The 545-nt window shown below is 67.5% G+C and carries 1 protein-coding gene; it reads left to right on the forward strand.

Annotated elements, in window-relative coordinates; all coding sequences use genetic code 11:
* Window positions 1-545 (forward strand): BamA/TamA family outer membrane protein (locus D1Z90_RS21070; RefSeq protein WP_147378839.1); only part of this gene is annotated, 545 nt, incomplete at both ends.

A 545-nucleotide genomic window follows, 5' to 3' on the forward strand; every position in this document is an offset into this window, starting at 1 on the left:
CTACAACCGCTTCGGCCGCGCCGACACCCTGACCGTGCTGGCCAAGTACGCTCAGATCGAGCGCCTGCTCCAGATCGAGCTGTCCCTGCCGCACTGGCTGCGCCCGCAGCAGACCTTCAAGGCCAGGATCGGGGCGATCGACAACGACACCGACGCCTATCGGGAGACGGGCGTCAGCACGGGCGCCGACATCACCCGCCGGTTCGGCAAGACGTCTTATTTCACCTACGGCGCCACGCTGAAATACGGCCGCACCGTCGAGAAGATGGCCGCCGCCGACGTGATCAAGAAGGAGGGGCAGGACCTCGTCACCCTGATCGGGCTGGCGGCCTTCTTCCTCGACCGCTCCAACAATCCGCTGAACCCGACGCAGGGCTGGCGGCTCGACAGCCGCCTCGAGCCGACCGTCACCCTGGACGGCAGCGGTCAGGCCTACGTCAAGGCCCAGGCCCAGGCGACCGGCTACCTGCCGTTCGGCGAGAAGGCGTCCACGGTCATCGCCGGTCGGGTCAAGGTCGGCTCGATCACGGGCGTGAAGGACGTGT

This window comes from Motilimonas pumila, assembly GCF_003596335.1.
Taxonomy (GTDB): domain Bacteria; phylum Pseudomonadota; class Gammaproteobacteria; order Enterobacterales; family CBDFNC01; genus Motilimonas; species Motilimonas pumila.